The organism is Streptomyces sp. NPDC004732 (assembly GCF_040609235.1).
Classification (GTDB): domain Bacteria; phylum Actinomycetota; class Actinomycetes; order Streptomycetales; family Streptomycetaceae; genus Streptomyces.
The window spans coordinates 93,578-112,604 of the sequence record NZ_JBEXJR010000003.1 but is presented as its reverse complement, the minus strand read 5'-3'; the positions used below and the strand labels follow the sequence as shown (position 1 = coordinate 112,604).

General features: G+C 73.1%; 15 protein-coding genes. 9 read left to right on the top strand and 6 right to left on the bottom strand.

Features of this window, described 5'->3' with window-relative positions:
- Positions 1–40 precede the first annotated feature (40 nt).
- Positions 41–1,459, bottom strand: a complete 1,419-nt coding sequence (locus ABZV77_RS09610) for a hypothetical protein (RefSeq protein WP_356252731.1) — start codon at positions 1,457–1,459, stop codon at positions 41–43.
- Between the two features lie 140 nt (positions 1,460–1,599).
- The gene (locus tag ABZV77_RS09605) at positions 1,600–2,400 is read right to left on the bottom strand and encodes a methyltransferase domain-containing protein (protein ID WP_356252729.1); all 801 of its coding nucleotides are present in this window, start codon (positions 2,398–2,400) and stop codon (positions 1,600–1,602) included.
- Positions 2,401–2,510: 110 nt separating this feature from the next.
- Here ABZV77_RS09605 and ABZV77_RS09600 point away from each other — a divergent pair, with 110 nt between their 5' ends.
- From ABZV77_RS09600 to ABZV77_RS09585, 4 genes are all read left to right on the top strand, one after another.
- On the top strand, positions 2,511–3,128 hold the full coding sequence (locus tag ABZV77_RS09600) for a TOPRIM nucleotidyl transferase/hydrolase domain-containing protein (RefSeq protein ID WP_356252726.1): 618 nt from the start codon (positions 2,511–2,513) through the stop codon (positions 3,126–3,128).
- A gap of 187 nt (positions 3,129–3,315) precedes the next feature.
- Positions 3,316–4,680 carry an FAD-dependent oxidoreductase gene (locus ABZV77_RS09595; protein WP_356252723.1) on the top strand — a complete coding sequence of 455 codons (1,365 nt, stop codon included), beginning with the start codon at positions 3,316–3,318 and terminating at the stop codon, positions 4,678–4,680.
- Positions 4,681–4,937: 257 nt separating this feature from the next.
- Entirely contained in the window at positions 4,938–8,144 is a 3,207-nt protein-coding gene (locus ABZV77_RS09590; RefSeq protein ID WP_356252720.1) for a BTAD domain-containing putative transcriptional regulator, read from the top strand.
- A 297-nt stretch (positions 8,145–8,441) separates the two neighbouring features.
- Positions 8,442–9,029 carry a M15 family metallopeptidase gene (locus tag ABZV77_RS09585; protein ID WP_356252718.1) on the top strand — a complete coding sequence of 196 codons (588 nt, stop codon included), beginning with the start codon at positions 8,442–8,444 and terminating at the stop codon, positions 9,027–9,029.
- A 4-nt stretch (positions 9,030–9,033) separates the two neighbouring features.
- Here ABZV77_RS09585 and ABZV77_RS09580 read toward each other — a convergent pair whose 3' ends face one another.
- The 4 genes from ABZV77_RS09580 to ABZV77_RS09565 form a co-directional block, all read right to left on the bottom strand.
- Positions 9,034–10,374: an aldehyde dehydrogenase family protein gene (locus ABZV77_RS09580; protein ID WP_356252715.1), complete on the bottom strand. Its 1,341-nt coding sequence runs from the start codon at positions 10,372–10,374 to the stop codon at positions 9,034–9,036.
- 49 nt (positions 10,375–10,423) lie between these two features.
- A complete protein-coding gene (locus tag ABZV77_RS09575) occupies positions 10,424–11,014 on the bottom strand; it encodes a TetR/AcrR family transcriptional regulator (protein ID WP_356252712.1) in 591 nt (196 codons plus the stop codon).
- Positions 11,015–11,017: 3 nt separating this feature from the next.
- Positions 11,018–11,713, bottom strand: a complete 696-nt coding sequence (locus ABZV77_RS09570; protein WP_356252709.1) for a type 1 glutamine amidotransferase domain-containing protein — start codon at positions 11,711–11,713, stop codon at positions 11,018–11,020.
- 193 nt (positions 11,714–11,906) lie between these two features.
- Entirely contained in the window at positions 11,907–12,497 is a 591-nt protein-coding gene (locus tag ABZV77_RS09565; protein ID WP_356252706.1) for a TetR/AcrR family transcriptional regulator, read from the bottom strand.
- 253 nt (positions 12,498–12,750) lie between these two features.
- On the opposite strand from ABZV77_RS09565, the gene ABZV77_RS09560 reads away from it, so the two are divergent.
- The 5 genes from ABZV77_RS09560 to ABZV77_RS09540 all read left to right on the top strand — a co-directional run bounded on the left by ABZV77_RS09560 (position 12,751) and on the right by ABZV77_RS09540 (position 18,949).
- Entirely contained in the window at positions 12,751–13,293 is a 543-nt protein-coding gene (locus ABZV77_RS09560) for a 2Fe-2S iron-sulfur cluster-binding protein (RefSeq protein ID WP_356252703.1), read from the top strand.
- On the top strand, positions 13,290–14,282 hold the full coding sequence (locus ABZV77_RS09555; RefSeq protein WP_356252700.1) for a xanthine dehydrogenase family protein subunit M: 993 nt from the start codon (positions 13,290–13,292) through the stop codon (positions 14,280–14,282). The genes ABZV77_RS09560 and ABZV77_RS09555 overlap by 4 nt, the downstream gene beginning before the upstream one ends.
- The gene (locus ABZV77_RS09550; protein WP_356252697.1) at positions 14,279–16,417 is read left to right on the top strand and encodes a xanthine dehydrogenase family protein molybdopterin-binding subunit; all 2,139 of its coding nucleotides are present in this window, start codon (positions 14,279–14,281) and stop codon (positions 16,415–16,417) included. The genes ABZV77_RS09555 and ABZV77_RS09550 overlap by 4 nt, the downstream gene beginning before the upstream one ends.
- Positions 16,410–17,582 carry an XdhC/CoxI family protein gene (locus ABZV77_RS09545; RefSeq protein ID WP_356252694.1) on the top strand — a complete coding sequence of 391 codons (1,173 nt, stop codon included), beginning with the start codon at positions 16,410–16,412 and terminating at the stop codon, positions 17,580–17,582. The genes ABZV77_RS09550 and ABZV77_RS09545 overlap by 8 nt, the downstream gene beginning before the upstream one ends.
- A 137-nt stretch (positions 17,583–17,719) precedes the next feature.
- A complete protein-coding gene (locus ABZV77_RS09540) occupies positions 17,720–18,949 on the top strand; it encodes a carboxylesterase family protein (protein WP_356252691.1) in 1,230 nt (409 codons plus the stop codon).
- The last annotated feature ends 78 nt before the right edge of the window (positions 18,950–19,027 follow it).

Below are 19,027 nucleotides of genomic sequence, written 5' to 3'. Positions count from 1 at the left end.
GGGCCGGTCGGGCGGCCCCGTGTGAGGGTGCGGGTGCGGGTCAGCGCGTGGACGAGTGGCGCGGGTGCGACCGGACGCCGTGACGGGCTTTGACGGCCGCGCGGGTGGGGGAGGGGCCGGAGCCGATCAGCCCCGCCCGGTACAGCCCATGGACGACCCGCCGGTGCGCGGCCGTCTCCAACTCGTCCCGCAACGGACCGTCCCGCAGCAGCGCTTCGGGGCCGAGCAGGCTCTCGACGACGGCGAGGGCGCCGTCGACGTCGCCGTGATCGAGGCGTTCGCGGACCCCGGTGAGGCTGTCCGGCCTGCGGTGTGCCTGGTCGATGGCTTGCAGACAGGGCAGCGGGGTGCCGGAGAGGGCGGCCAGGAGTTCCTCGCGGCGTACCTCGGCAGGGTCGTGGTCCAGTGGCGCCAGCGCCCCGTCGACCAGGCCGATGCGGTGTTGTGCGCCGCGGCACTCGACGATGCGGGGCTGCCCCGCCCGGGGCGTGGCCGGGGCGGTGGCTCTGGGGCACCCGGGTGCCAACGCCGCGGCGACCAGCGGATGGAGCCGCCCGGCCTCGACGGTGCCGCTCCGGATCAGGTCCAGGTCGGGCAGGACCCAGGTCGCGGCGTCGGGCAGGACGGGGAGCTCGGTGCCTGTGCCCACATCCGGGTATGCGTCGCCGCCGGGTTCCAGGACGAGTCGGCGACCGGCTCCCAGTCGCACGCCGACGGGCCCGGCGGGCCGCCCGTCGGCGCGCAACAGGAGCGCCGCCTCGTCCGCCCATCGGTCGACGGCACAGCGGAGCCCCCGCACCGCCGTCTCCAGTGCGTCGGATACGGCCACCGGGTCCCGGGCGGGGCCACCGTCGCCGCCGGACCGGACCCGCAACTCTCCGGCTCTGCGCACGTCCCACAGATGTCGGTGCAGGTCGAGGCGGAACCGCGGATGGGGGTGGGGATGCGGGTGACGGGACGCGCCGGTGCCGCTGTGGGAACCGTCCCACAGCGCCAGACTGATCCGCTGACCGGCATCGGCCCAGGCGGGCGGTGTCCGGGCGACGAGATGCAGGGGACGTACGCCGTCCCGGTCGGCCGCGTCGTACCGGGCGAGCGCGAGGGTCAGCCCCGGGCGGAGCAGCCCGTCGGGAGCGATCCTCGGCATGTGCCAGCGCAGCAGGTCAGGTGCCAAGTGGCGGAGGTCGGAACGGAGTTGGGCCGCGATGAGCCGACCGTGCGTGTGCGCCACGGTGCGTGGGCTGAGGTCGACGTCGAAGTTGGCGGCGGAGCATGCCCCCGCCCAGTCGCCGACGTCACGGCGGGCGGTCGCCTTCTCGATCATGGAGGGCGGCACGGCGAACTCTCGTACGCGCGGCCAGAAGGAAGTGAAAGAAGGCGGGGGCGAAGAGACCAAAGAGAACGGAGAGGAGGTGCAAGTGGTGTGGCGGGTACGACCGTCTGCGATCTGAGTGAGCATCAGCACTCACCTTGCGCGGACGGGACCCCCAATCTGCCAGCAGAATGAGTCGTCATTGCGCAGATCGTAGCTTCCTCGCCGTGATCTGTCAGGTGTCTAATGTCTGCACCCCGCACGGTGCCCGTTCCGTCCGGCGGTGGTCACGACAGCGGGCGTCGGCCCCACGCGGAGACCATCGGCGAGGTCGCGAGGTCGAGGCGGCCGGATGTGACGTTCGCGAGATGCCGGTCGATCTCCTCGTCGGTGGCGAGCCCCGCCGAGACGAGCTGCCCGTGGACGTGCCGTACCGTCGCCGCCTCCAGGATGTCGCAGGCCGGGGACGTGATCGGGAAGTAGGCGTCCGCGGTGACGTCGGTCAGGCCCGACTCCCGCAGCAGCCGGGGGAGTTTGCGGCCGTAGGACAGGTCGGCGCCACGGGCCGCGAGCAGTGCGCGGAAGCCGGTGCGCAGCCTGTTGGCCAGGGCCTGCTCGGGTCCGTACTCGTCCAGGCAGATCAGTGGCTGCGACGCCGGATCGGCGTCCTCCAGGAGGAGCCATCCGCCGGGCCGCAGCGCGGAGACCATGGTGTGCAGGGCCCGCTCCCGGTCGGCGACGTGCACCAGCACCAGTCGGGCGTGCACGAAGTCGAGGCCGCTCGCCGGTGGATCGTCCCGTCCCACGTCGTGGTGGAGCACCTCGACGACCCCTCCCGTCGCCCGGGACGCCCAGGAGGTGTCGATGTCGGTCGCCAGTACCCGGCCGGTCGGCCCGACCCGGTCGGCCAGCCATGCCACCACCGAGGAGCCGCCCGCTCCGACCTCCCAGCACTTCCATCCCGAAGCGATCCCCAAGGTGTCGATGTGCCGGAAGGTCACGGGGTCGAAGAGCTCGCTCAGCGCGTCGAAACGGACGCCCGCCTCGGACCGTGCGTTGTCGAGGAGGTAGTCGTTCTCGCGTGTCATGAGGAGATTGTCCCCTGGCGGCGGTGCGGCGCGGCCTCGGCGGACGGTTCTTGATCGCCGGGTGTTGATATTCGGTGCCGCGCCGGGCCGCGTACGTGCAGACTCGTGCCATGGCGGACATGTGGGCGTTCCGGGATGCGGTCAGCGGCTGGGCGGCGGGTGGTCCCGGGGGACCGGCGAGTGACCTGGCCGTGCACCTGGGGCTGCGGACGGCGGTGCTCCTGGAGGGGCCAAGCGATCTCGCGGCCGTCGACGCGCTGGCCGCGCTGCGCGGCCGGGACCTGGCCGCCGAAGGGGTGTGCGTCGTGCCGATGGGCGGGGCGATGAGCGTCGGCCGCTATGCCGGACTGCTCGGGCCGCCCGGTCTCGGCCTGCGCCTGACGGGGTTGTGCGACGTGGCCGAGCAGGGCTTCTACGATCGCGGGCTCGAGCGGGCCGGGGCGCCGCGCCGGGACATCCACGTCTGTGCGGCGGACCTGGAGGACGAGCTCATCCGCGCGCTGGGCACGGCGAGGGTCGAGGAGATCGTCCGGGACGAGGGCGACCTGCGCGCCTGGCAGACTCTGCAGCGCCAGCCCGCCCACCAGGGCAGGCCGCGCCATCAGCAGTTGCGGCGCTTCCTCGGCACCAAGAAGGGGCGCAAGATCCGCTACGGTCGTCTGCTGACGGAGGCCCTCGCTCCCGGCGAGGTACCGGCTCCGCTCGACGGGCTGTTCGCGAGCGTGTGAGCGTCGGGCGAGGCCGACGGAGCGCGGGCGGCCCCCCCCGGATGATCTTCCGGTACCCCGGCAGCGTAGGGTAGGACTCATAAGGCAGCCTTATGGGGTCATAAATATGACCCGCCTACTTAGTTAGGCTTGCCTTAGTTTAGGCTTCCCCTCGAGTCACTCCATCACCGCTCGAAGGGAACCTCACATGCCTCGCCCTCTGCGGGTAGCCATTGTCGGAGCCGGCCCCGCCGGGATCTATGCCGCCGACGCGCTGCTCAAATCCGCAGTGGCGGTCGAGCCGGGTGTGTCGATCGACCTCTTCGAGCGGATGCCTGCGCCGTTCGGTCTGATCCGCTATGGCGTCGCCCCCGACCACCCGCGGATCAAGGGCATCATCAAGGCCCTGCACCAGGTGCTCGACAAGCCCCAGATCCGTCTCTTCGGCAACGTCGACTACCCGCGCGACATCAGCCTGGACGACCTGCGGACCTTCTACGACGGAGTGATCTTCTCCACGGGTGCCACCGCGGACCGTGCGCTCGACATACCCGGCATCGACCTCGACGGCTCGTACGGCGCCGCGGACTTCGTGTCCTGGTACGACGGACACCCCGACGTGCCGCGGACCTGGCCGCTGGAGGCGGAGAAGGTCGCCGTCCTCGGCGTCGGCAACGTGGCGCTCGACGTGGCCCGCATCCTCGCCAAGACCGGCGACGAGCTGCTGCCCACCGAGATCCCGGCCAACGTCCACGAAGGGCTCAAGGCCAACAAGGCCCTGGAGGTCCACGTCTTCGGCCGCCGCGGCCCCGCGCAGGCGAAGTTCAGCCCCATGGAGCTGCGCGAGCTGGACCACTCGCCCAACATCGAGGTCATCGTCGACCCCGAGGACATCGACTACGACGACGGCTCGATCGCGACCCGGCGCGGCAACAAGCAGGCCGACATGGTCGCCAAGACCCTGGAGAACTGGGCCATCCGCGACGCCGGCGACCGCCCGCACAAACTCTTCCTGCACTTGTTCGAGTCGCCCACCGAGATCCTCGGCGAGGACGGCAAGGTCATCGGCCTGCGCACCGAGCGCACCGCCCTCGACGGCACCGGCAACGTCAAGGGCACCGGCGAGTTCAAGGACTGGGACCTCGGGGCGGTCTACCGCGCCGTCGGCTACCTCTCCGACGAGCTCCCCAAGCTCCCCTGGGACGTCACGTCCGGCACGGTCCCGGACGAGGCGGGCCGCGTGATCGAGGAGTCCGGCGAGCACCTCCAGTCGACGTACGTCACCGGGTGGATCCGGCGCGGCCCCGTGGGCCTCATCGGCCACACCAAGGGCGACGCCAACGAGACCGTCGCCAGCCTCCTCGCCGACCGCGAGAACGGCCGCCTGCACACCCCCGCCTCGCCCGAGCCGGAGGCCGTGGACGCCTTCCTCGGCGAGCGCGACGTCCGCTTCACCACGTGGGACGGCTGGTACCGCCTGGACGCCGCGGAGAAGGCGCTCGGCGAGCCGCAGGGCCGCGAGCGCGTGAAGATCGTCGAGCGCGAGGACATGCTCAAGGCGAGCGGCGCGTAACACCCCGCGCCCAGAGTCGTCAGCCGCAGTGCCCGATGGCGCCGAGGCTGGCGACTTCTGCGTTCGCCGGGAGGCGGCACCGGTCCGGACGCCCGGTCGCCGAGCTGGCCTGATTCGCTGTATGCGCAGGCAGGTTGGGGTCCCGCCCCCGTAGCATGACCAGTCGATCGGTAAGCCGGACCGGGGCGCGGTGCGCCGGACCGGGTATGGGGATCGTGGATCGGGGGCGGTGCGGGGCAGGACCCATGGAGCTGGGCGTGAACGGCGTGAAGGGCGTGAACAGCGCGGACGGTGCGTACGGTACGGAGGGCGTGTACGGCGCACATCCGGACATGCGCTACCGCTTACTGGGGCCGGTCGAAGCGTGGCGCGCGGGCCACCGGCTCGCCCTCGGCGGGCCCAAGCCCCGGGCGCTGCTCGCGGCGCTGCTCCTGGAACCCGGGCGCGTGGTCTCCGCGGAGACGCTCATCGACGTCATCTGGGGCGACCGCCCGCCGGACACCGCGAGATCCCTGATCCAGTCGTACGTCTCCGCGCTGCGCCGCGCCCTGTCCGCCGACGTCATCGAGACACGTCCGCCCGGCTATCTGATCCACGCGGACGCCGATGTCGTCGACCGTGCGGCGTTCGAACGGCTCACGGCCCGGGGGCGGCGGGCGGCCGCCACGGGCGACCACGCCGTGGCGGCCCGGCTCCTGAGCGAAGCCCTCGCGCTGTGGCGGGGCCCCGCGCTCGGCGGGATCGGCGGGACCCTGCGCGCCATGGCCGACCGTCTGGAGGAGGCGCGGCAGGCCGCCCTGGAGGAGCGGATCGGCGCCGAACTCGCGCAGGCGGGCCGGGAGACGGAGCTGGTCGGCGAGCTCACCGCGCTGGTCGCCACGCACCCCACCCGCGAGCGACTGCGGGCCCAACTCATGCTCGCCCTCTACCGGCTGGGCCGACAGGCCGACGCCCTCGCGGTGTACACGGACGGGCGCGACGTCCTCACGGAGGAGCTGGGGATCGACCCGGGGCCGGGGCTCAGGTCGATGCACGAGGCCATCCTGCGGGCGGACGCGTCCCTGCTGCCAGGCCCGGGGGAGGAGTCGTCCACCAGGGACACGGGAACGTACGCCGCGGACACGGGAGCCCCCGCCGCCGCCCCCGGCGGCATCGAGACCACCACCGGCAGCGTGCCCCTCGCCGAACCCCCTCCTCCCGCACCCGCCCTCCTCCCGCCCGCCATCGGAGACTTCACCGGACGCGAGGCGCAGCTCAGCGAGGTGCAGGCCGCACTGACGGGGCCCGGACCGCGCCAGGCCGTGCCCGTCGTCGTCATCTCCGGACCCGGCGGCATCGGCAAGTCCGTCCTCGGCGTCACCGCCGCCCACCGGATCGCCGACGCCTACCCCGACGGACAGCTCTACGCCGAACTGCGGGGCGCCACCGCCCCCGTGGAACCCTGCGAGGTGCTCGGCCGACTGCTGCGCGCCCTGGGCGCCGACCCGCCGGAGGGGGACGCCGAACGGAGGGACCTCTTCCGCAGCCTCGTCGCCGGGCGCCGCATCCTGCTCGTCCTCGACGACGCGGGCAGCGAGTCCCAGGTGCGCCCCCTGCTCCCGGGGAGCCCCACCTGCGGTGTGCTGATCACCGCGCGCGCCCGCCTCGGCGCGCTGCCCTGCACCCACCGCACCGACCTCGACGTCCTCGACGTGGCGCCCGGGACCGATCTGCTGGCCAGGGTCGCGGGCGAACAGCGCGTGCGCGACGAGCCCGACGCCGCCCGCCGCATCGTGGAGCTGTGCGGCGGGCTCCCGCTCGCCCTGCGCATCGCGGGCGCCCGCCTCGCCACCCGCAGCCACTGGTCGGCGGGCACGCTCGCCGACCGGCTGGCCGACGAACACCACCGCCTGGACGAACTCTCCGTCGGCGACCTGGAGGTCAGGGCGGGCCTCGGCCTGAGCTACCGCGCCCTGGACCCGGCCGCCCGCACCGCCCTGCGCCGCCTCGGCCTGCTCGCCGCGCCCGACGTCGCGTCCTGGGTGGTCGCCGCGCTGCTCGACGTGCCGGAGGGCGCGGCGGACCGCGTCGTGGAGCAGCTCATCGACGCCCAGCTCCTGCACTGCACCCTCGTGGACCGCGCCGGGCAGCCCCGCTACCGGCCGCACGACCTCGTGCGCGTGTACGCGGCCGAACGCGCCGAGGCCGAGGACAGCCCCGCCGAACGCTCCGCCGCCGTCGGCCGGGCCCTCGGCGCCGGACTCTGGCTCACCGGACGCGTCGCGTCGGCCACGCCGTCCGGCGCCGTCGAACTGCACCGCGGCTTCCTTGACTCGGGCGGACCCGTCGGCGCGGCGGCCGGGGACCGGCGGCACCACGTGCGGCCCGTCGGTCCCGCGGCCACCCGGCGCGCGCTCGCGGACCCGGCCGCCTGGTTCGAGGCCGAGGCCGACGCGTTCGCCGCCGCGGTCGAACGCGCCGCGGCCTTCGACCTGCACACCCTGGCCTGCGAGGCCGCGGCCGCCCTGTGCTCGTCCGCGTACGCCGTCGGCAACCGCTTCGAGGCCTGGTGGCGCAGCCACGACGCGGCACTGGCCGCCGCCCGGCGCGCCGAGGACCGCTCCGGCGAGGCCCTGCTCCTCATCGGCCTCGGTCAACTCCGTTACGAACAGGACCGGTTCACCGAGTCGCAGGACTACTTCCGGCAGGCGTCCGGGATCTGCGCCGACCTCGGGGACACCCGCGGCCGGGCCGCCGCCCTCGCCGGACTCGGGAGCGCCCTGCGCGAGGCGGGACGGCTGCGGGCCGCGCTCAGTGTGCTGGCCCGGGCCGTCGACGGCTTCCGGGAGCTGAGGGACGATCCAGGCCTCGGCCTCTCCTGCCGCTTCGCGGGCACCGTCCACCTCGAACTCGGTGAGGACGAAGAGGCGTTCACGCTCCTCGACGAGTCCCTGCGGGCCTACCGCAGACTCGGCAGCCGACGGGGCGAAGCGCTCACGCTGCGCTCGCTGAGCCTCGTGCACCGCGCGCTCGGTGCGTACGCCGATGCGGAGCGGCTCGCCGACCGTGCGGTGACGCTCCTCACCGAGATCGGGGACTCGCTGATGGCGGCCTACGCAGTACAGGCGCGTGCCAAGTGCCGCATGAGGCAGGGGCATTCCGCCGCGGCCGCCGCCGAGTTGCGCGGCGTCCTGGACACCTGCCGGGCCCACCGCGACCGGTTCGGGGAGGCACTCACGCTGCGCACGCTCGGCGAGTGCGAGCTCGCCGACGGCCGCATCGCCGCCGCCGAGGTACGGCTCACCCGGGCGGCGGCGCTCTGGGACGTCCTGGACCTGCCGCTGGCCCGCGCCCGTACCCTGCGCGATCTCGCCGCGGCGCGGGAGGCCGCGGGCAAACGGGCGGACGCGCTCGCACTGCGCGCCGAGGCGCGGGACGTCTTCACGGCGTACGAGGCACGCGAGCGGCACGAGCCCGGCCTGTAGACAGAGCGCTCCCACAGCGCACTTGGCGCGGATTTGCAGAGAACTTGCAGCGCACCGCGTCAGGCTCTACGTGTCGGCGGCGCAGTCAGGCCGACAGCAACGGGGGAGCCAACGGGGGACTATCGGGGGAAAGGCCGCTGTTGCGCGCACGGCTCATACGACCGACTCAGTCGGCCGGATGGGCCGTGCGGCGCGTGGAGCCGCTGCAGTACCGGGGGACTCCGGGGACGGGCAGCAGTCCGTCCCCGGGGCTGTGCCCCTCGCCGCGAAGAGTGACGTCACCATGGGGGGCCGAGCATGTCGCCGATCGTCCTCATGAACGATCCAAGAGTCGTCGGCATCCCCGTCCGCGACTGCGGCGAACCCCTCGTCGACCTCCGCCACCTGCCCTTCGTGGACGTCGACGACCGCTTCGCCGACCCGGAGGGCGCGTACGCCCAGTTGCGCGAGGGTGTCTCCTGGCGGCTCGCCCGCGCCGCCCGGCTGCTGCCCGAGGGGCTGCGCCTGCTGGTCACCGAGGGATACCGGCCGTTCGACCTGCAGACCAAGTACTTCGAGGAGCACCGCTCCCCGGCGCCGCCCGAGGTCGCCCCGCACGTCGCGGGTGCCGCCGTCGACATCACCCTGCGCGCCACCAACGGCGCCGAACTCGATCTGGGCACACCGGTGAACGCCCACCCCGCCGAGTGCGACGGCGCCTGCCACGCCGACGCCGGCCGCATCTCCGCCACGGCCCGCCGCAACCGCCGCACCCTCACCGCGGCCCTGGCCACCGCGGGCCTTGTGAACTACCCCGGGCAGTGGTGGCACTGGTCCTACGGCGACCGCTACTGGGCCTTCGTGACCGGCGCCCCGCACGCCCGCTACGGAGCGCTGGCCACCTGACCCGTCAGGCCGGGCCCAGCGGCACGTCGAGGCGGGCGCGGCGGTGGCTGAACGCGGCGATGGAGTGCGGGCCGTGGTAGCTGCCGAGGCCGCTCTCGCCGACGCCGCCGAACGGCAGCTCTGGTACGCGCAGATGAGCCATCGGCAGTCCGAAGCCGAGCCCGCCGGACGAGGTCTCGGCGGCGAGGCGACGTCGTGTCGTCTCGCTCTCAGTGAAGCCGTACAGGGCCAGCGGCTTGTCGCGGTCGTTGATGAAGGCGATGGCCTCGTCCAGGCCCGCGACCTCCACGATGGGCAGGACCGGGCCGAAGATCTCCTCGCCCATGACGGGGTCGTCGCCGGTCACTCCGGTCAGGACGGTCGGCGCGATGTACACGTCGTCCCGGTCGGTCTTCCCGCCGAACGCCGTCGTGCCGGAAGCCAGCAGGGCGCTCACCCGGTCGAAGTGCCGCTGGTTCACCATCCGCCCGTACGCGGGGGAGGACTGCGGGTCGGCGCCGAAGAGCCGCTCCACGGCCTCCGCGAGCGCGACTTCGAGGGCGCGGGCGGTGGCCGGGTCGGTCAGGACGTAGTCCGGCGCCACGCAGGTCTGCCCGGCGTTGCGGAACTTGGCGTCGGCAAGGCGGGCGGCGACGGTCACCACGTCCGCGTCCCGGTCCACGAACACCGGTGACTTGCCGCCCAGTTCGAGGGTGACGGGGGTGAGGTGCTCGGCGGCGGCACGCATCACGATGCGGCCGACCGCGCCGTTGCCGGTGTAGAAGATGTGGTCGAAGCGCTGGGCGAGCAGCGCCGTGGTCTCGGGAATGCCGCCCTCGACGACCGCGACCGCCTCCGGGTCCAGGTACTCCGGCACGAGACGGGCCATCAGCTCCGAGGTGGCCGGGGCGAGTTCGCTCGGCTTCAGGATCACCGTGTTACCGGCGGCGAGCGCTCCCGCGACCGGCACGAGGGAGAGCTGGACGGGGTAGTTCCAGGGGGCGATGACCAACACGGTGCCCAGCGGCTCGTACTGCGTACCGGCCGTCGATCCCGCGGGCAGCCCGGCGAGGGAGCCCTGGTCCAGCTGCTGCGGTGCCAGCCACTGAGTGAGGTGCGCCAGCGTGTGGTCGATCTCGTGCACGGGCAGGTCGACCTCGGCGCCGTACGCCTCGGGGCGGGGCTTGTGCAGATCGCTGTGCAGCGCGTCGGCGATGGCCTCGCGGTTCTCGGTGAACAGCGCACGCAGCCGGGTCAGCTGCTCCTGGCGCCAGGCGAGGGGCCGGGTGCGGCCGGTGGCGAAGGTCGCGCGGAGCCGGGCCACCAGGGCGGCGGTCCGGTCGGTGGGGGTGACGTCGGTGGTCATGGGGGGTCCTCAGGGGGTGGTTCGTGCTGTGTGCTTTGTGCTGTGTCGATCAGTGCTGGGGGCTGCCGGGGGTGCTGCGGCTGTCCGCCGGGGCGGCCGTGCCGAGCAGGCCCGCGGCGAGCACGTCGGTGGCCGGGGCCAGCAGGCTTCGTGGGTCTGCCGCCCGCTCCAGGCCGACGACCAGCGCGACGCAGATGTCGGCGGCCTGCGGGGGCTCGACCTCCGCGACTGTGCCCGCCTCGGTGAACAGGGCGGTCAGCAGCTCGCGCAGCTCCGCCGTGAACGACGTGCAGATGTCGCCGAACAGGCGGGCCTTCTCGTCGAGCAGCTCCGCGGCGTGCGGGGAGTCCCCGGCCAGCTGGAGCACGAGGTCGAGCTTGGCGGCCAGGACGCCGTGGAGCCGCTCCGCGTACGGGGCGTCGGCGGTGACGGCCGCCCTGGCCCGCCGGAGCGCCTGCTCGTGGAGGCGTCCGGCGAGCCTGCGGAAGGCGTCGTCCTTGCTGCGCACGTACTGGTAGACGGCGGACCGGGACACGCCCATGGCGGAGGCGATGTCGTCCATCGTGGTGCGTCGCACGCCGTACCGCGTGAGGCAGTCGTAGGCGGCGTCGAGGACCTCGTCGAGCCGGTCGGTGCCCATGGCTCAGGCCAGCTTCCCGAGCAGCTCGACGGCGAGCGGGGCGGCGGACGCGGGGTTCTGGCCGGTGACCAGGTTGCGGTCGACGATCACGTGCGGGGCCCAGGGCTCGCCCTCCTGGAAGTCGGCGCCGCCCTGCACCAGGCGGTCCTGGAGCAGCCACTTCGCCCGGTCGGCGAGGCCCGCCTGGGTCTCCTCGACGTTGGTGAAACCGGTGAGGCGGTAGCCCGCGAAGGCGGGCGTGCCGTCGGCGGAGACGGCGGCCAGGAGCGCGGCCGGGGCGTGGCAGACGATCCCGAGCGGCTTGTCCGTCTCCAGGGCGCGGGTGAGCAGCCTGCCGGACTCGGCGTCGACGGCGAGGTCCTCCATGGGCCCGTGGCCGCCGGGGTAGAAGACGGCGGCGTAGTCGTCGAGGTTCACCTCGGTCAGCTTGACCGGGTGCTGGAGCTCGGTGAACGCGGCGAGCGCGGCGGCGACCTGGTCGGCGCCCTCCTGTCCGCCGTTGAACTCGGGGGCGAGCGAGCCGCCGTCGACGGTCGGGACGACGCCGCCGGGGGTGGCGACGACGACCTCGTGACCGGCGGCCTTGAACGCCTCGTACGGCGCCACGGCTTCCTCGGCCCAGAAGCCGGTCGGGTGCCGGGTTCCGTCGGCCAGGGTCCAGTGGTCGACGCCGGTGACTACGAACAGGATCTTCGACATGTGAGGGCCTCCGATGGGCGGGCGGTCTGACGTTCCGGTCACTCTGACGTTCTGGAGTCAGAACGTCAGTGCGTGATGTCCCCAAACGTAAATCCATCGGGCATAGGTATCCAATGAGGAAACCAATGGGAGGTATCGGAAATCCGATGGCTGCGGACAGGGCGGGTCCGGCCGCCCCCGTGGGTGAGCAGGATCAGCCGTGCTCCCGGCGCCCGGGGGCGCCGGTCCGCAGTCCGTCCATGACCAGGTCCATCAGGCGTCCGGCCCGGGTCTCCCAGTCGTCGTGCGGGTCGATGTGCCAGAGACCGGCGATGGCGAGCAGGAAGTCGTCGGGGGTCACCCCCGGCCGGATGGTCCCGGCCTCCTCGTTCGCCCTCAGCAGGTGGCCGACGGCCTCGGTCAGCGGGCCGGGTCCGACCCCGGCCAGGCTGCCGAGCGTGCTCGTCGCCTTGCGGATCGCCTCGGCCAGGCCCGCCTTGGCCATCGCGTACCGCACGAGGCGGTCCATCCACTCCCGCAGGGCCCGGTCGGGATCCCGGCTCGCCAGCAACTGGCAGGCGGCGTCGGAGACCTGCTGGACCTCGTAGCGGTACACCTCCAGGACCAGCGACTCGCGGTTCGGGAAGTTGCGGTAGAACGTGCCCTGCCCGACGCCCGCCTTCTTCGCGATCAGGCTGAGCGGGGCGTCACTGGCCAGTGTCAGCTCCGCCAGGGCCACTTCGAGGATCCGCTCGCGATTGCGCTGCGCGTCCGAGCGCAGGGGCGGGGTCTTGTGCTGACCCATTCGCTCTCCTTCGGCGCGTCATGGCCGATTCTGCGCGTCACGGCCTGGTTGTGCCTTGCTGAGCGGACAACTGTCCGCTAAGTTCGACGGTTAACGGACAGCTGTCCACTTAGGCTCACCATACCGCAGACACGCCCGCTGGGGACCCCCGCTGCCGAAGCGGCCGCGGCCCCCGCCTCCTGTAAAGCGCCATCACTCCCGATCTTCCACCGGGACCGCCTGGATCTACGCGATTCGCGAAAGAAGGCTGCTCATGGCTCCATCGACGTCCAGTGCCGTCACCCTGAACATCAACGGTGAGAAGCACACACTGTCCGTCGACCACCGCACGACCCTGCTCGACGCCCTGCGCGAGCGGCTCGATCTGACCGGCACCAAGAAGGGGTGCGACCAAGGCCAGTGCGGGGCCTGCACGGTGCTGATCGACGGCCGCCGGGCCGTCTCCTGTCTGACCCTCGCGGTCGCCTCCGAGGGCCGCGAGATCACCACCATCGAGGGCGTCGCGGACGGCGACCGGCTGCACCCCGTCCAGCAGGCCTTCCTCGACCGCGACGGTTTCCAGTGCGGCTACTGCACACCGGGACAGATCTGTTCCGCACTCGGCGCGCTCCAGGAGCACGCCGAGGGGTGGCCGAGCGCCGCCACCACCGACGTGCGGCCCGAGGCGGGCGTGCCCGAGCTCACCGCCGAGGAGATCCGCGAGCGGATGAGCGGCAACCTGTGCCGCTGCGGCGCGTACGTGTCGATCGTGCAGGCCGTCGCGGAGGCCGCCCGTGCAGAAGAGGGAGCAGCATGAGGGACTTCGGCTACCAGCGGGTGTACGACGTGTCAGGGGCGGTCGCCGTCCTCGGCGCCGACCCCGAAGCCCGCTACCTCGGCGGCGGCACCAACCTCGTCGACCTGATGAAGACCGGCGTGGAGCGGCCCGCGCTCCTCGTCGACGTACGAGAACTGCCCCTGGACACCATCGAGACCACCGAGGACGGCGGACTGCGCATCGGCGCGACCGTCACCAACAGCGACCTCGCCGCCCACCCCGACGTGCGCCGCCGCTACCCCGCGCTGGCACAGGCGGTCCTCGCCGGTGCCTCGGGCCAGCTGCGCAACATGGCGACGGTCGGCGGGAACCTCCTCCAGCGCACCCGCTGCGGGTACTTCACCGACCTCACCAAGCCCTGCAACAAGCGCGAGCCCGGCAGCGGCTGTTCCGCCGTCGAGGGCGAGCACCACAACCACGCGATCCTCGGCGCCACGGAGCACTGCGTGGCCGTCCACCCCTCCGACATGGGCGTGGCCCTCACGGCCTTCGACGCGGTCGTCCACTACGAAACGGCCGACGGACCCGGCGAGTTGCCGATCACCGAGTTCTACCTGCCGGTGGGCGACACCCCGCACCTGGAGACCGCGCTGCCGTCCGGCGCCCTCATCACCCACGTCAGCCTGCCGCCCGCTCCGGTCGCCGAAGTCTCCCGCTACCGCAAGGTGCGCGAGCGCGCCTCGTACGCGTTCGCCATCGGTTCGATCGCCGCCGCCCTGGACGTACGGGACGGCGTCGTCCGTGACGTGCGCATCGGCATCGGCGCGGTCGCGTCCCGTCCATGGCGGGCGCGGGCGGCCGAGCGGGCGCTGACCGGGGGACCCGCGACCGCCGAGGCCTTCGCCGCAGCGGCCGACGCCGAACTCGCGGCCGCCCGCACGCTGCCCGACAACGGCTACAAGGTGACGCTGACGCGCAACCTCGTCGTGGCCCTGCTGTCCGAACTCACCGAGGAGGCCGCCCGATGACCACGACCACCGCAACCACCGCGGTGACGGGCGCCGTCGGCACCCCGCACACCCGCATCGAAGGCCGCGACAAGGTCACCGGCGCGGCCCGCTACGCAGGCGAGATCCCCTTCACGAACCTCGCCCACGGCTGGCTCGTGCTGTCCACCATCGCCCGCGGCCGGGTCCGTTCGGTCGACACCGCGCCCGTCCTCGCCATGCCCGGTGTCGTGTCCGTGCTGCACCACGGGAACGCGCCACGCGTCGACGGGGACTACGTGGGGATGCTCGGGCGGCCCGACCCGGTCCTCGAAGTCTTCCAGCACGACCGGGTGCCCTACGTGGGCTGGCCGGTGGCGCTGGTCGTCGCCGAGACCTCCGAACAGGCCAGGGAGGCCGCGGAGGCGCTCGTGGTCCACTACGACCAGGAGCAGCACGACGTCGCCTTCTCCGCGGGACGCCCGGGGACGTACACGCCGGACACCGACGGAATGCGCATGGCGAAGGGCGACCTGGAGGCGCAGCTCGGCGCGTCCGCGCACGTCGTGGACGCCGAGTACACGACGCCCGAAGAGCACCACAGCTCGATGGAGCCGCACGTCGCGACGGCACGCTGGGACGGCGGCCGCCTGGAGGTCGTCGACTCCAACCAGGGCAGCAGCTGGGTGGCGAGCGAACTGGCGCAGCTCTTCTCCCTCGACCCGGCCTCGGTGCGGGTGCAGTCGGAGCACGTCGGCGGCGCCTTCGGGTCCAAGGGGCCGCGGGCCCACCAGGTGCTCGCCGTGATGGCGGCGACCGCCCTCGACCGGCCCGTCCGCGTCGTCCTGACCCGCCCCCAGGTCTTCTCGCTCATCGGCTACCGCAGCCCCACCACGCAACGCGTCCGGCTCGGCGCCGACCCGGACGGACGGCTGCGCGCCTTCGACCACCAGGCGCAGAGCCTGTCGTCGACGGTCCACGAGTTCGTCGAGGAGAGCGCCGGATTCGGGCGTGCCATGTACGCGGCCGACGCGCACCACACCGTCAACCGCGTCGTCCGCCTAGACCTGCCGACGCCGACCTGGGTCCGGGCCCCGGGCGAGGCGCCGGGCTCCTTCGCGGTGGAGTCCGCGCTCGACGAACTCGCGGAGCGGTGCGGCGTCGACCCGATCGCGCTGCGGGCCCGCAACGAACCGGACGTGGGCCCCGTCTCCGGTCTGCCGTTCAGCAGCCGCAACCTGCTCGCGTGCTTCGAAGAGGGCGCCCGCAGGTTCGGCTGGGCGGACCGCGACCCGCGCCCCGGCCTGCGCCGCGAAGGCCGCTGGCTGCTCGGCACCGGCACCGCATCGGCCACCTTCCCGGTGCTCGTCGCCCCGAGCACGGCGGCGGTGACGGCGGAGGCCGACGGGACCTTCACCGTGCGCATCACCGCGGCGGACGTCGGCACCGGCGCACGGACCGCGCTCACCCTGATCGCGGCGGACGCCCTCGAAGTGCCGACGGACCTGGTCCGGGTCCGCATCGGCGACAGCGACTTCGGTCACGCGATGCTCGCGGGCGGCTCCATGGGCACCCGCTCCTGGGGCTGGGCCATCACGCTCGCCGCGCGCGAACTGCGGGAGAAGCTGGTCCTCGGCGGTGACATTCCGCCGGATGGGCTCACGGCGCGGGCGGACACCAGCGACGTCATCGGGGCGCTCTCGCAGAAGGAACGGCACGCTTTCGGCGCGCAGTTCGCCGAGGTCGCCGTGGACGTCACCACCGGCGAGGTGCGCGTGCGGCGCATGCTCGGCATCTTCGCCGCGGGCCGGATCGTCAACCCGCTGACCGCGCGCAGCCAGCTGATCGGCGGCATGACCTGGGGCCTGTCCATGGCGCTGCACGAGGAAGCCGTCAGGGACCCGGCGACGGGCGGCCTCGTCGGCCCCGACCTCGCGGGCTACCACATCGCCTCGCACGCCGACGTGCCGCACATCGAGGCGGACTGGGTCGACGACCCGGACGCCGAGGACCCCGTCGGCATCAAGGGCGTCGGGGAGATCGGCATCGTGGGCGCCGCGGCGGCCATCGCCAACGCGGTCCGGCACGCCACCGGCGTCCGGCACCGGTCCCTCCCCATCCGCCCCGACCGCGTCCTGCGGGCGGGGACCGTACCCGGGGAAGAGCACCGTGCTTGACATCGCCGCCGACCTGAACCGCTGGGTCGAGGAGGGCCGGGACTTCGCGGTCGCCACCGTCGTGAGCGTCGGCGGCAGCGCACCGCGCGGTCCCGGCGCCGCGCTCGCCGTCGACGGGGAGGGAACCGTCATCGGTTCGGTCTCCGGCGGCTGTGTGGAGGCGGCGGTCTACGACCTGTGCGTCCAGGCCCTCGAACAGGGCGAAGCCGTCGTCGAGCGGTTCGGTTACAGCGACGACGACGCCTTCGCGGTCGGGCTCACCTGCGGCGGGGTCATCGAGGTCCTGGTCGCTCCGGTGGCCGCGGACGCACCCGACAGGGCGGTCTTCGCCGCCGCCCTGTCGGCCGCCGCCCGTGGTGAGGCCGCGGCCCTGGCCCGGGTGTTCAGGGGCCCCGTCGAACTGCTGGGCCGACCGCTCCTGGTGGCCCCGGCCGGGCCCGACGAGGCCGGGCGGCACGGGGCGTACGAAGGAACGCTGGGCGGGCACCCGGAGCTCGACAGGACCGCCGTGGGGGAGAGCCGCGCCCTCCTCGCGGCGGGGCGCACCGGGGAGTTCGTGGTCTCCGAGAGCGGAGCGCACTGCGGCAGCGCAGTGACGGTCCTCGTCGAGTCGAGTCAGCCGCCGCCCCGCATGATCGTCTTCGGTGCCGTGGACTTCGCGGCGGCCCTCGTCCGTGCGGGCAAGTTCCTCGGCTATCACGTGACGGTCTGCGACGCCCGCCCCGTCTTCGCCACCCGGGCCCGCTTTCCGGATGCCGACGAGATCGTGATCGAGTGGCCGCACCGCTACCTCCGCGGCACCGGGACGGACACCCGCACCGTCCTGTGCGTGCTCACCCATGACGCCAAGTTCGACGTGCCGCTGCTCGCGTCCGCCCTGCGGCTGCCCGTCGCGTTCGTCGGCGCGATGGGCTCGCGCCGCACCCACGAGGACCGCAACCGCAGGCTGCGCGAGGAGGGCGTCACCGAGGCCGAACTGGCCCGGCTGCGCTCGCCGATCGGCCTCGACCTCGGCGCCCGCACGCCCGAGGAGACCGCCCTGTCCATCGCGGCGGAGATCGTCGCGGCGCGCCAGGGCGGCACGGGCCGCCCGCTGACCGGTTCACGGACCCCGATCCACCACGACGTGCCGGGCGGCCCGTCGCGGACCGGTGCGATGGTCTGAGCTGACAGGAGACGCGATGGTCTGAGCGGAAAGGAGCGGACTGCCCTGGCCGACGACCGGCCCAACCAGTGGCGCCGTACCGCCCGTTGACGGAAACTTCACAGGGTTGAACCGTCAACATTTGAGAGGTGCGGAGCATGACCGACACGATGACGACCCGTACGGAAGTGGTCCGTACGGGACCGATCCGCTATGCCACCGCCGAACGCTTCGCGCGGCCCCGGCCCGTCGCGGACCACGACCCTCGCCCCGTCGACGGCGAGATAAGCCCGCAACCGCCCTCCAGGCTCGACTTCGTCATGGGCACGCCCCAGGACAGCCACCCCCAGGGCGAGGACTGTCTCAACTTGTCGATATCCACCCCGGCCCGGGACGAGGGTGCCAGGCCGGTGCTCGTATGGCTGCACGGCGGCGGCTTCAGCAGCGGCGCGGGCCTCATGGACTGGTACGACGGCAGCGTGCTCGCCGCCGAGGGCGACGTGGTGGTCGTCAGCGTCAACTACCGTCTGGGTGCACTGGGTTACCTCTGCCTCGACGGCGTGAGCGAGGGCAACCTCGGTCTGTACGACCAGGTGGAGGCGTTGCGCTGGGTCCACACGCACATCGCCGCGTACGGCGGCGACCCGTCGAACGTCACGGTCCTCGGACAGTCCGCGGGCGGCATCTCCGTCCGTCTCCTGATGGAACTGCCCGAGGCCCGCGGCCTGTTCCGCCGGGCCGTCCTCCAGAGCGCCCCACTGGAGATCACCGCCCGGCCCCACAAGGAGTCACTCGCACTCGGCCAGTTCTTCGCCGAAACGCTCGGCACCGACCCGCGCACGGCCGACATCCCCGCGATCCTCGTGGCGCAGGGCGAGACGGCACTGTTCCACCTGCGCACCGCGGGCAGACGGATGGAACCCGCGTTCGTCCCGGTGGAGGGCATCGATCCCCTCCCGGGTCCCGGCGCCCCGTCCGGCGAGAACGTGCGCGGCCTCGACGTCCTGTACGGGTGGAACGCCGATGACATGACCGTCTTCCAGGGCGAGGGAGAGGATACGGCGGTCCGCACCCGTGAGGTGTACGAGGAGCCGCTCACCCGGTACGGCGAGCGCCTGGCCGAGGCCGGCGCCCGGGTGCACGCGTACCGCATCAACTGGCGCCCCGCCGGATCTCCGCTCGGTGCCGCCCACTGCCTCGAACTGCCCCTGCTCTTCGGAACCTACGACGCCTGGCGGTCGGCGCCGGTCCTAGGCACCACGCCGCGGGCGGAGATCGAGGAGCTCGGCAGGGCGCTGCGCTCCGCATGGCTCGCCTTCGCCCGCACGGGCACGCCCGGCGCCCTGCCCGCGTCCCTGACGGACGGGCCGGTGCCCCAGCCCGAGTGAGCTCGGCGAGGTGACCTACGGGGCTCACCGATCGGACCCGCCCGACCGGCGGGTCCGTGCGCGGTCACCGATGCTGGG

What these genes read in the sequence shown, in the direction of transcription:
- ABZV77_RS09610 (WP_356252731.1), bottom strand. Translation starts at nt 1,459, where the DNA reads ATGCTCACTCAGATCGCAGACGGTCGTACCCGCCACACCACTTGCACC.
- ABZV77_RS09605 (WP_356252729.1), bottom strand. Translation starts at nt 2,400, where the DNA reads ATGACACGCGAGAACGACTACCTCCTCGACAACGCACGGTCCGAGGCG.
- ABZV77_RS09600 (WP_356252726.1), top strand. Translation starts at nt 2,511, where the DNA reads ATGGCGGACATGTGGGCGTTCCGGGATGCGGTCAGCGGCTGGGCGGCG.
- ABZV77_RS09595 (WP_356252723.1), top strand. Translation starts at nt 3,316, where the DNA reads ATGCCTCGCCCTCTGCGGGTAGCCATTGTCGGAGCCGGCCCCGCCGGG.
- ABZV77_RS09585 (WP_356252718.1), top strand. Translation starts at nt 8,442, where the DNA reads ATGTCGCCGATCGTCCTCATGAACGATCCAAGAGTCGTCGGCATCCCC.
- ABZV77_RS09580 (WP_356252715.1), bottom strand. Translation starts at nt 10,374, where the DNA reads ATGACCACCGACGTCACCCCCACCGACCGGACCGCCGCCCTGGTGGCC.
- ABZV77_RS09575 (WP_356252712.1), bottom strand. Translation starts at nt 11,014, where the DNA reads ATGGGCACCGACCGGCTCGACGAGGTCCTCGACGCCGCCTACGACTGC.
- ABZV77_RS09570 (WP_356252709.1), bottom strand. Translation starts at nt 11,713, where the DNA reads ATGTCGAAGATCCTGTTCGTAGTCACCGGCGTCGACCACTGGACCCTG.
- ABZV77_RS09565 (WP_356252706.1), bottom strand. Translation starts at nt 12,497, where the DNA reads ATGGGTCAGCACAAGACCCCGCCCCTGCGCTCGGACGCGCAGCGCAAT.
- ABZV77_RS09560 (WP_356252703.1), top strand. Translation starts at nt 12,751, where the DNA reads ATGGCTCCATCGACGTCCAGTGCCGTCACCCTGAACATCAACGGTGAG.
- ABZV77_RS09555 (WP_356252700.1), top strand. Translation starts at nt 13,290, where the DNA reads ATGAGGGACTTCGGCTACCAGCGGGTGTACGACGTGTCAGGGGCGGTC.
- ABZV77_RS09550 (WP_356252697.1), top strand. Translation starts at nt 14,279, where the DNA reads ATGACCACGACCACCGCAACCACCGCGGTGACGGGCGCCGTCGGCACC.
- ABZV77_RS09540 (WP_356252691.1), top strand. Translation starts at nt 17,720, where the DNA reads ATGACCGACACGATGACGACCCGTACGGAAGTGGTCCGTACGGGACCG.